Consider the following 9,970-nt stretch of genomic DNA (forward strand, 5'->3'; position numbering starts at 1 on the left):
GCTCAAGCGTCCTTCTGCTTGGTGCCGAAGATCTTGTCACCGGCATCGCCCAGGCCTGGAATGATGTAACCGTGTTCGTTCAGTCTCTCGTCAATGGAAGCGGTGTAGATGGTCACATCCGGGTGAGCCTTCTCAACGGCGGCAATGCCTTCAGGGGCAGCCACCAGCACCATCGCGCGGATATCCCGGCAACCGGCCTTTTTCAGCAGGTCGATGGTAGCGACCATGGAGCTGCCGGTGGCGAGCATCGGGTCGATGATCATCGCCAGGCGTTCGTTGATTTCCGGAACCAGTTTTTCCAGATAGGTGTGGGCCTGCAGGGTCTGTTCGTTGCGGGCCACGCCGACGGCGCTGACTTTGGCGCCCGGGATCAGGCTCAGCACGCCTTCGAGCATGCCGATACCGGCGCGCAGGATCGGTACTACAGTAATTTTCTTGCCGGCGATTTTCTCGACCGACACAGTGCCGGCCCAGCCTTGGATATCGTAGGTTTCCAGCGGCAGGTCTTTGGTGGCTTCATAGGTCAGCAGGGCACCGACTTCCTGAGCGAGCTCGCGGAAATTCTTTGTGCTGATGTCGGCGCGGCGCATAAGGCCAAGTTTATGACGGATCAGCGGATGGCGGATCTCGAGGATGGGCATGGGAAAGGCTCCGGCGGCGGGCAAAAAAACCGGCCTAGATTAATCTATCCGAGGGTGTTGTCCTATAGACATACAGTACGTTAGTCCACAAACGCTTGATCTGGCCTCGCTTGATGCGTACCTTTGCCCGCTTTTCCTGAATCCGCCACCCCCCCCCCCCCCCTGGAGAGCGCCATGTCCGCTGATCTCGAGCATATCCGTCAAATCATGCGAGAGGCTGACTGCCTGTACACCGAAGCTGAAGTCGAGGCGGCCATCGCCCGCGTCGGTGCACAAATCAACGATCAACTGGCGGATTCCAACCCGGTGGTGTTCTGTGTGATGAACGGCGGGCTGATTTTCTCTGGCAAGCTGCTGACCTATCTGAACTTCCCGCTGGAAGCGTCCTACCTGCACGCCACCCGTTATCGCAACGAAACCAGCGGCGGCGATCTGTTCTGGAAAGCCAAGCCGGAAGTGTCGTTCATCGACCGTGACGTGCTGATCATCGACGACATCCTCGACGAAGGTCACACCCTGGGCGCGATCATCGACTTCTGCAAACACGCCGGTGCCCGCGCTGTGCACACCGCCGTGCTGATCGACAAGGACCACGACCGCAAGGCTCGCCCGGACCTGAAAGCCGATTTCGTCGGCCTGCCATGCATCGACCGTTACATCTTCGGTTACGGCATGGACTACAAAGGCTACTGGCGTAACGCCAACGGGATTTTTGCCGTTAAAGGAATGTAAGAACATGACCGCGCCAAGCTTTCTTGATCAAACACTGTTCGCCGGGTTGGCCGAGAAAGCGGCGGCGAATCCTCGCGGGCGTCAGCATCACAACTTCCATCAGATGGAAGAGTCGTGCCACCGCATGGCGGTGGGCTTGCAGCCAAACACGTATATCCCGCCTCACCGACACTTGGGCGACAACAAGGCTGAAACCTTGTTGGTCCTCAAAGGGCGGCTCGGTTTGCTGATCTTCGATGAGTCTGGCGTGGTCGTGACGAAACAAGTCCTCGTAGCCGGTGGTGACTGTGTCGGCGTGGATCTGCCAACCGGTGTGTTCCATGGCTTGGTGGTACTGGAAGCTGACAGCCTGATGTTCGAGTGCAAGGCCGGCCCTTATCGTCCGGTTGGTGAGGGTGAACTTGCGCACTGGGCACCGCGTGAAGGCGAGCCGGGTGTGGCCGAGTATCAGGCGTGGATGCGCGCGCAGTTCGATTGATCTTCAGCCCGCCGCAGACTTCTGTAATTGGATGGACTCGCCCAAGTCGGACGCAGGCTGCGCCAGCTGCTACAGTGCTCGGCTTCGCCTTGGGAGCCTGTCATGAGCCTTTTGATCCGCAGATGCGCCGCCCTGTTGCTGACCGTCAGCCTGCCTCTGGCTGCCGCCCCGGCGCCGATGCACGCGCAGTTCCTGCCCCCCGATGACCTGACCCTGCGTGACGCGGAGCCCGAGCAACAACAGCTGTTGCAGGTTACCGAGTACTCGGTGGTGGTCGGCAGCCAGCGCCAGTCCAACCAGCAGCCGATTCCGGTGACCTCACCATTGCTGATCCGTCTCAAGGGCAAATCCTTGAACAAGGGCGCGACCATCAACCAGGTGCTGGTCAATTTCGATGGCGAAAGCAAAAGCCTGAAAAAGCCGATCTTTGACGAAAGGAGCAAAACCCTGACGCTGTTTTACCCGATGGCCCAGTACCGGGTGGTGATCGACTTGTTGCGCAATGACACGGTGTATTGCCAATTCCTCAGCTATGCCAACGGCCATATCTGGGCCGATCTGCACACGGGCGCTGTTCGTCCGCGTTGAGCCCGGTGGCAAGGGAGGGGTAAACTGCCCGCCCCGTGAAATGTCTGCGAGCTGGAGTCGGCAATGCGTAAAGATAAGAAGCAAGTGATTGGTGACGAGATCGGCGATGAGCAGATCAAGCTGTTCCTCGATTTCGAACCGGTCGACGCCACGTCGCCGTCGCTGCACAAACTGATCAAGGCCTATCGCGGCCTGCGCATCGATGACTTCGAGCGTTTTCTGACGTTCTTTGTTGAGGCCGGTCTGGATCTGGACGGCAAGGATGAGCACGGCGATGACTTCGTCGCCCTGATCAAGGATCAGCGCAACGCGGCCGAGTACATCGAACTGATCGAAAAGGCTCGCGGTTAAGATCAAAAGATCGCAGCCTCGCTACGCTCGACAGCTCCTACAAATGGTTCGCTCATACCTGTAGGAGCTGTCGAGCGTAGCGAGGCTGCGATCTTTTGAGCGGCACAAAAAAACGCCCGGCTCTCAATGAGAACGGGGCGTTTTTTATGCGGCCGAATCAAGCGTAGCTTTCGGTCTCGTTGCTGGCTTCAACCAGTTCCAGCGCGACGTTGTTCTGCACATTGATCTTGCGATACAGCGCAGCATCGGTCTCCAGAACCTTTTCCCGAGCCGGGAAGATTTCCGCGAGCTTGGCAGCCCACTCACCGGACGCCTTGTTCGGGAAGCATTTTTCGATCAGTTCCAGCATGATCGAAACAGTCACCGACGCACCTGGCGAAGCGCCGAGCAGGGCAGCAAGTGTACCGTCCTTGGCCGCGACCAGTTCGGTACCGAACTGCAGAACGCCGCCCTTTTTCGGGTCTTTCTTGATGATCTGCACGCGTTGGCCGGCCACTTCCAGGCGCCAGTCTTCGGCTTTCGCTTCAGGGTAGAAGCGACGCAGGGAATCCAGGCGCTGCTCCATCGACTGCATCACTTCGCTGACCAGGTACTTGGTCAGGTCCATGTTGTTTTTCGCCACGGCCAGCATCGGGCCGATATTGCCGGCGCGAACCGACATCGGCAGGTCCATGAAGGAGCCATGCTTGAGGAACTTGGTGGTGAAACCGGCGTAAGGTCCGAACAACAGGGACTTCTTGCCATCGACGACGCGGGTGTCCAGGTGCGGCACCGACATCGGAGGCGAACCCACGGCCGCCTGGCTGTAAACCTTGGCCTGGTGGTGTTTGACCACTTCCGGGTTGTCGCAACGCAGCCACTGGCCACTGATCGGGAAGCCGCCGAAGCCTTTACTTTCTTCGATGCCCGAAGCTTGCAGCAGCGGCAGTGCCGCGCCACCGGCGCCGAGGAACACGAATTTCGCGTCGACGTCACGGGAACTACCGCTGTTGACGTCCTTGATACTGACGGTCCAGCCACTGCCGTTACGCTTGAGGCCGGTCACGCGCTTGCAGTACTTGACCTGGGCATCGGGTGCGCTGGTCAGGTGCTTGAGCAGTTGATTGGTCAGGGCGCCGAAATTGACGTCGGTGCCGTTCATGATGCGGGTGGCGGCGACGACTTCGTCGGTCGGCCGGCCAGGCATCATCAGCGGCATCCACTCGGCCATGGTGGCCTTGTCTTCGGTGTATTCCATGTCCGAGAAGGCGTGGTGCTTGCTCAGCGTCTTGAAGCGTTCCTTGAGGAAGGAAACGCCATCGTCGTTCTGGACGAAGCTCAGGTGTGGCACCGGGCTGATGAACGTCTTGCACGAGCCGAAGGTGCTTTTCTTGGTCAGGTAGGACCAGAACTGCTTCGACACCTCGAACTGGGTGTTGATGTGCACGGCTTTCTTGATGTCGACGGTGCCGTCGGCGGCCTGCGGCGTGTAGTTGAGCTCACACAGCCCGGCGTGACCGGTACCGGCGTTGTTCCACGGGTTCGAACTCTCCGCGGCACCGGAATCCATCAGCTCGACGACTTCCAGCTTGATCGCGGGGTCGAGCTCTTTGAGCAGTACAGCGAGGGTGGCACTCATGATGCCGGCCCCAACCAGTACTACGTCGACTGCTTCGTTATGCGCCATTTAACGCGTCTCCAAAATCTGCAGCACCAAATTGTCGGCATGGCTGCCAGGCGTTCAGGGGCGTGTCAGTGATGCCCCAGGTACCCATGGCAGTATCGCCATGTCCGAATCTTCGCAATTTTTCGCAACTTCGACGGACGCTACCGGCCGGGTCTAAAAGAGTTACATGAACTCACTTCAACGCGCGGCTGGCAATTCGACTTATGGTCGATACATCCGTTTGTGCAACCAAATCCGTAGAGGACAGGCTTCAGGCTCCGGTGTTCGAGGCGTACTCGGTCCTGTGTCGTTGGGCTGTTTCAGACGCTAATGGTGCATATTCAGACGCAAAACTATTCATTTGCTCGCCACACTCTTGTGAAGTTGTGAAAACCCGTTTTTTTCACGCTCTTTTGAAGACGTGAACCTCAAAAAAGGGCTGCCCCAGCCTGGCACCGTGCCCGGATGGATTGCCGCCATGGGATACATGACAGGCAAAACGGGCAAACAGCTCAGTGACCGAGCGTAATGACAGCTCTGCAGATTCGCGAAAAGTGGGGTTTTTGCTCAAGGAACAGCAAGCGCGCCAGCTTCACTCGATCTGTGTGGGCGGCTCTCTGTGGGCGGTGCGGGGTGTCAATACAAGCGCATTGACGATGCTGCGAGGCCCGATCAGGAGACGTCCTTATAATCGGGGGGAGATTGTAGCGAAGAAACGCAGGGAAATGGTCGTGTTTAATGACTTTTATTAGGTGTTCGGTCAGGTGGTCCACAGGTGTTGAGCCCGCGCACGTGGCTGGCGCTGGTTGACACGGGCGCTAGGGGGCAGGGGATGGTGCAGCCAGTTGAGACGGATTTCTTCGATTTCGACCCAGCCATCGCCCATCGGCTGGAGGCTGCACTGTTTGAATGCCTGGCAGTGGCCGTTGCGGTCGAGCAGGGCGAAGCAGCGATGCAGAGGGCGAGGGTTGAACAGCGAGATGAGATAGCGCATGGCGAAGTACCTTGTAGGTGACTGCTATGAAGATAGCTAGCAAACCGTGACGTGCAAGTGTATAGGCGGTGACATCTATGTGACAGGAACCCGCTTCCCAAGGGTTTGTCAGACATTTCAGTAATCACTGAAGGGCTCTAGTTAGCCGCAGTGGCGCACCGCTATACTGCGGGCCTGTTTGTGCCTGATTCTGGAGAGAAGAGCATGTTGCAACGCCTGTTGTTCGGTTTGATCACTGTGACCAGTTTGACCCTGGTTGGCTGCGCCCACAGCCCGCAACAACTGAATCCGGAACCCAAGCTGACGACTCAGCTGGCACCGGTCGGCCATGGTCAGCCGGTGGTGGTGCGTGTGGTGGACGGTCGTCCGTCGCCGACTTTGGGCACCCGTGGTGGCCTGTACCCTGAAACCAGCGCGATCACCGTGCAGGGCGCGCAAATTCTGCCGAAGTTGCAGGCTCAGGCCGAAGCAGCCGTGCGGTTATTGGGCTTCACCCCAACCTCCAATGCGCTGAATGCTCCGCAGTTGACCGTGACGCTGGCCGAGCTGAAGTATCAGTCGCCTAAAGAAGGCATGTATGTGACTGAAGCCACCATTGGCGCGACCTTCCGCTCCGATGTGCAGAATGCCAATCGTCGTTACAGCGGTCGTTACGGTGCGTCCCTGGATCAGCGTTTTGGTATGGCGCCGAATCAGGAAACCAATACCAAGCTGGTCAGCGATGTGTTGAGCGATGCGTTGACGCGTCTGTTCAAGGATCCGACGATTGGTCAGATTCTCGGCGAATAAACGTTCGCTGGATTCAAAAAAGCCCGGTGCCAGCAATGGCCCCGGGCTTTTTCATGTCTGTCAATTTCCCACGGACCTGCACTGAACAACTGTGTGTGCGGGCTTGCTCGCGAAGGCGGAGTGTCAGTCAACATCAATGCAGCTGACACACCGCCTTCGCGAGCAAGCCCGCTCCCACAGGGGTTCAGCGGTGTCAGGCGGCCTGCGAATAAAAATCCAGAACACTCACGCCCGTCAGTAAATCCGTCTCCGGCAAATCCGCATGCTGATGCCCACCCAATGCGCAATACACCAACCAGTGGCGGTCCTGAACGTTGAAGGCGAGGCTGCCAACGAGGTTTTGTTGTTCGTCGCTTTGGGCAATAAGGTAGAGGCGATCCTGGTTTTCGGCGTGCAGCATGACGGTTTCCGTGTCGGTTTCGAGGGGCGCCAGACTGGCGTGTTCAGATGACGGCGCCGTGACACAGGACAGGATTCGGTCAAATGGTTCGTTATTTGTCGGAAAGCAAGGGCAGGAGGGGAGGCTTTCGGTAGAATTCGCGCCGCGGTCGTCGGTTCGGCGTCTGCCACCTGTTTTGCTGAGGTCCGTGATGTCGTTGCATTTGATTTCGCTATTTACCAACCATCCCGCCAAGTTGATCAACCTGTTGGCCTTGTTGTTTGCCTTTCCGGGCGGATGGTTGCTGCATGCCACTCGTCGCCGCGAACAGCGCGCGTTGGCCACTCTCGAAGCGCAAAGCCAGAGCCGTCGTATCGATGAACCGACGTTGATGCTGGACGGCGCGACCTTGCGCATGAACCGGTTTTTCTATCGTTTCGGTTTTGCCTGCCTGGGGTTGGCGCTGCTGGTGTCGTGGATCAGCACTCGGGTTTGAATCGCTAAAAAGCAAAAAAGATCGCAGCCTCGTTTCACTCGACAGCTCCTACAGGGGATAGCGTTCGCCCTGTAGGAGCTGTCGAGTGAAACGAGGCTGCGATCTTTTGATCTCGCTTCAAAAAAACCTTACAGCGGCAAACCTGCTTTCACACGGTACTGATTGCGCACCGGCGTCGCGTATTGCAGGACCATGAACGGACGATGCTCCTCAGGGCACGCGTCCAGGCGCTGTTGCCATTGCTCCTGAGCCTTGGCCAGTTCGTCGGCCGCAAACACTTCAGAGGCTTTCGGCACCTGCAATTGCGGGTCGGCGTCTTTCCACTGGGCGTAGGCCAGGTAGTGCACCGGGAACAGGCGGTAGCCGCCGAGGATCTGCCGGTCCATCTCGATCGCCAATTGCTTGGTGTCGTCGAACAGCTCGGTGATCGGCGAGGCGAAGTTCACATGCACCCGGCCCTTGTAGCCGGTGATGCCCTTGGCGATGCTCACATCGTCCTCGCCCGGCACTTTGGTGTAGCTGCCGGTGGTGGCGCGGATGAACAGCTCGCGCGCCTTGGCTTGATCGCACGGGTCATATTCGTAGCTGATCGACACCGGGGTGACGTTCAGCGAACGAATGACTTCGCCGAACGGCTCGTCCTTGCGGCTCATGTGGAACATCTTGAGGATGGCCGACTCGGTGCGGTCGTCGCCGTCTTTGGCCCGGCCTTCGGCCTGGGCGATCCAGATCGAGGCGCAATCCTTGCGGATCGAGTGGTTGATGTAGGCCGACAGCAGCTGATACGCCGCCATCTTCTCGCGTCGACCGGTGATCGAGCGGTGCACGATAAAGCTCTTGTTCAGGCGCATCAGATCGCTGACGAAGGGCTTTTGCAGCAGGTTGTCGCCGATCGCGATGCGCGGTGTCGGCAGGCCGGCGTGGTACACGGCGTAGTTGACGAAGGCCGGGTCCATCACGATGTCGCGATGGTTGGCGATGAACAGGTAGGCGCTGCCGGACTTGAACTGTTCGACGCCGGTGTACGTCACCCCGTCCGTGGCTCGCTCGATGGTGTGGTCGACGTACATCTCGACTTTATCCTGCAACGTGGCCACCGACGTGACGTCAGCGAACTCACGGCGCAGCCGATGAGCTATAAGAGGTTTGAGCATCCAGCCGAAAGCACCGGCAAAACGCGGGAAGCGGAAGTGGATGAGGATATCTAGAAACGCCTTGTCGCCGAGCAGCCGGTCCAGCACTGCCGGGACTTCGCTGTCATTGTAAGGTCGGATGGCATCGAATTCGCCCATCATGCTCTCTTGTTAGAAACGGCTAGGGTAAGTAAAGGTTTTGATCGAAAACCAACGGGGCACGGTCTGAAAAGTTAGCCAGACAAAAATAGCCCTGCAAATAGACCGGCGATTATACGCACAAGTCACCTGGGAGACCGCGATGCTGGAAACCGAGCGCTACGAATGTCCGTATTGTGGTGAAGAGGCTGAGGCCGTTCTGGACTTGTCCGGTGGCGATCAGACCTATATCGAAGACTGTCCGGTGTGTTGTCGCCCCATCACGTTTGTTCTGCAGACTGACGGTCACGAATGGTTGCTCGAAGTTCACAGCGAAAACGAATGAAAGGGGCACCCCATGCAGCGAATCTACGAGCCGGAAAACCTCATGGAAGGTGAGTTGCTGCAAAGCATGTTGGCCAGCGAGGGCATCGAAGCGCATCTGGTGGGGCGCGATTTGCTCGGTGGCAGCGGCGAATTGCCGATCTTTGGCCTGCTGGGCCTGTCAGTCGATAACGACGAGGCCGAGTACGCCCGGGAGTTGATCACCGCGTACAATGCCGCGCTGCCACTGCCAGGCGATGAACCGGAAAGTTTTCCCGGCACGCTGGTCTGTTAGGCTGACGTTCGTTTTATCAAGAGTCGTGTTGCCCCATGTGTGGACGTTATGCCCTGTTTCGCTGGAACCCCGCCTTCGCGGCCCTGCCTGGTTTCCCCGCCGATCAGCAGGCCCAGTGGAATATTTCTCCCAACGATTCGGTGTTGATGCTGCGCGCGGGTGTTGACGGTCAGCGTGAGTTGGCCCGAGCGCGCTGGGGGTTGACGCCGCCGTGGCTGACCGATTTGTCCCGTACGCCAGCCCATGCCCGGGCCGAAACCGTTGCCGAACAACCGATGTTTCGCCAGGCCCTGCGCGAACGCCGTTGCCTGCTGCCGGCCAATGGTTTTTACGAATGGCGCGGCACGACCCGCAAGCGACCGTACTGGCTGACACCGGGGGAGGGCTCGACGCTGTTCTTTGCGGCGATTTGGGAAGCGTATCCAGTGCAGGAGCAGGTGTGGTTGAGTACAGCGGTGATCACGCAGCCGGCGGCGAGTCAGCGCCGGCCGTTGATTCTCGATGCGGCGGGGCAGGAGGCGTGGCTCAATCCAGAGACGCCGTTGCATGCCTTGCAAGCGTTGCTCGCCAGTGAACCCGCGGCATTGCGCGAGCGGGTGTTGGCGAATCTGGTGAATGATCCGAAGCTTAATGGGCCGGAGTGTCTTACCCCCGGCTGATTGGGCGCTTGTACCGCCGCCATCGCGAGCAAGCTCGCTTGTATGTTTAGACTTGAAGGGGTGGGCGGGACTAAAAGCTCGATTCTGACTCTGACCAGTACAGACCGTGGGAGACTTCTCGTCCCGCCCTTTCTACCCAAAGCGCCGATAAGGAATTCATCGGTAAAACCGACGATAGAGGCAAGCCAGCGCAACGGTAGACCCCGACAAGCTCTTAAACCCTAGCTCCGAGGATTCGTCATGACAATCCTTACTTCGCAGACGGTTGTTGGCATCGATATCGCCAAGGCTGAAATAGTTATCTATCGCTCCGACCTGCCCGACCTGC

The 9,970-nt window shown here is 58.4% G+C and carries 14 protein-coding genes; 9 read left to right on the plus strand and 5 right to left on the minus strand.

Going from position 1 to position 9,970, the window contains the following annotated elements:
- Positions 1–2: 2 nt before the first annotated feature.
- Entirely contained in the window at positions 3–641 is a 639-nt protein-coding gene (gene upp, locus CUN63_RS18115) for a uracil phosphoribosyltransferase (RefSeq protein ID WP_059406165.1), read from the minus strand.
- 174 nt (positions 642–815) lie between these two features.
- Between upp and CUN63_RS18120 the strand changes: the two genes are divergently transcribed.
- From CUN63_RS18120 to CUN63_RS18135, 4 genes are all read left to right on the plus strand, one after another.
- On the plus strand, positions 816–1,373 hold the full coding sequence (locus CUN63_RS18120) for a hypoxanthine-guanine phosphoribosyltransferase (RefSeq protein ID WP_047229412.1): 558 nt from the start codon (positions 816–818) through the stop codon (positions 1,371–1,373).
- A 4-nt stretch (positions 1,374–1,377) separates the two neighbouring features.
- On the plus strand, positions 1,378–1,851 hold the full coding sequence (locus CUN63_RS18125; protein WP_129441302.1) for a WbuC family cupin fold metalloprotein: 474 nt from the start codon (positions 1,378–1,380) through the stop codon (positions 1,849–1,851).
- A 102-nt stretch (positions 1,852–1,953) separates the two neighbouring features.
- Positions 1,954–2,439: a hypothetical protein gene (locus CUN63_RS18130; protein WP_129441304.1), complete on the plus strand. Its 486-nt coding sequence runs from the start codon at positions 1,954–1,956 to the stop codon at positions 2,437–2,439.
- 63 nt (positions 2,440–2,502) lie between these two features.
- Positions 2,503–2,790, plus strand: a complete 288-nt coding sequence (locus tag CUN63_RS18135; RefSeq protein ID WP_129441306.1) for a PA4642 family protein — start codon at positions 2,503–2,505, stop codon at positions 2,788–2,790.
- 157 nt (positions 2,791–2,947) lie between these two features.
- On the opposite strand, the gene mqo is transcribed toward CUN63_RS18135, so the two are convergent.
- Positions 2,948–4,456, minus strand: a complete 1,509-nt coding sequence (mqo, locus tag CUN63_RS18140) for a malate dehydrogenase (quinone) (RefSeq protein WP_129441308.1) — start codon at positions 4,454–4,456, stop codon at positions 2,948–2,950.
- Between the two features lie 739 nt (positions 4,457–5,195).
- Positions 5,196–5,429, minus strand: a complete 234-nt coding sequence (locus CUN63_RS18145; RefSeq protein ID WP_129441310.1) for a hypothetical protein — start codon at positions 5,427–5,429, stop codon at positions 5,196–5,198.
- A 204-nt stretch (positions 5,430–5,633) separates the two neighbouring features.
- On the opposite strand from CUN63_RS18145, the gene CUN63_RS18150 reads away from it, so the two are divergent.
- Positions 5,634–6,218 carry a YajG family lipoprotein gene (locus CUN63_RS18150; protein ID WP_033061281.1) on the plus strand — a complete coding sequence of 195 codons (585 nt, stop codon included), beginning with the start codon at positions 5,634–5,636 and terminating at the stop codon, positions 6,216–6,218.
- A 193-nt stretch (positions 6,219–6,411) separates the two neighbouring features.
- Here the strand turns inward: CUN63_RS18150 and CUN63_RS18155 are convergent, their stop codons facing one another.
- Positions 6,412–6,618 (minus strand): hypothetical protein, encoded by a 207-nt coding sequence (locus tag CUN63_RS18155; RefSeq protein WP_010458215.1) that lies wholly within the window; start codon positions 6,616–6,618, stop codon positions 6,412–6,414.
- A gap of 190 nt (positions 6,619–6,808) precedes the next feature.
- Here CUN63_RS18155 and CUN63_RS18160 point away from each other — a divergent pair, with 190 nt between their 5' ends.
- Positions 6,809–7,093, plus strand: a complete 285-nt coding sequence (locus CUN63_RS18160; protein ID WP_129441312.1) for a hypothetical protein — start codon at positions 6,809–6,811, stop codon at positions 7,091–7,093.
- A gap of 128 nt (positions 7,094–7,221) precedes the next feature.
- Here the strand turns inward: CUN63_RS18160 and CUN63_RS18165 are convergent, their stop codons facing one another.
- Positions 7,222–8,385, minus strand: coding sequence for a 1-acyl-sn-glycerol-3-phosphate acyltransferase (locus tag CUN63_RS18165; protein ID WP_178082665.1), 1,164 nt, complete (start codon positions 8,383–8,385; stop codon positions 7,222–7,224).
- A gap of 142 nt (positions 8,386–8,527) precedes the next feature.
- On the opposite strand from CUN63_RS18165, the gene CUN63_RS18170 reads away from it, so the two are divergent.
- From CUN63_RS18170 to CUN63_RS18180, 3 genes are read left to right on the plus strand one after another with little or no spacing between them, the layout of a single operon-like run.
- Positions 8,528–8,710, plus strand: coding sequence for a CPXCG motif-containing cysteine-rich protein (locus tag CUN63_RS18170; RefSeq protein WP_129441317.1), 183 nt, complete (start codon positions 8,528–8,530; stop codon positions 8,708–8,710).
- 12 nt (positions 8,711–8,722) lie between these two features.
- Positions 8,723–8,983: a putative signal transducing protein gene (locus tag CUN63_RS18175; RefSeq protein ID WP_008153386.1), complete on the plus strand. Its 261-nt coding sequence runs from the start codon at positions 8,723–8,725 to the stop codon at positions 8,981–8,983.
- Positions 8,984–9,018: 35 nt separating this feature from the next.
- Entirely contained in the window at positions 9,019–9,642 is a 624-nt protein-coding gene (locus tag CUN63_RS18180; protein ID WP_046048287.1) for an SOS response-associated peptidase, read from the plus strand.
- Positions 9,643–9,970 lie beyond the last annotated feature (328 nt).

The sequence above is a fragment of the Pseudomonas sp. ACM7 genome, assembly GCF_004136015.1.
Taxonomy (GTDB): Bacteria; Pseudomonadota; Gammaproteobacteria; order Pseudomonadales; family Pseudomonadaceae; genus Aquipseudomonas; species Aquipseudomonas frigoris.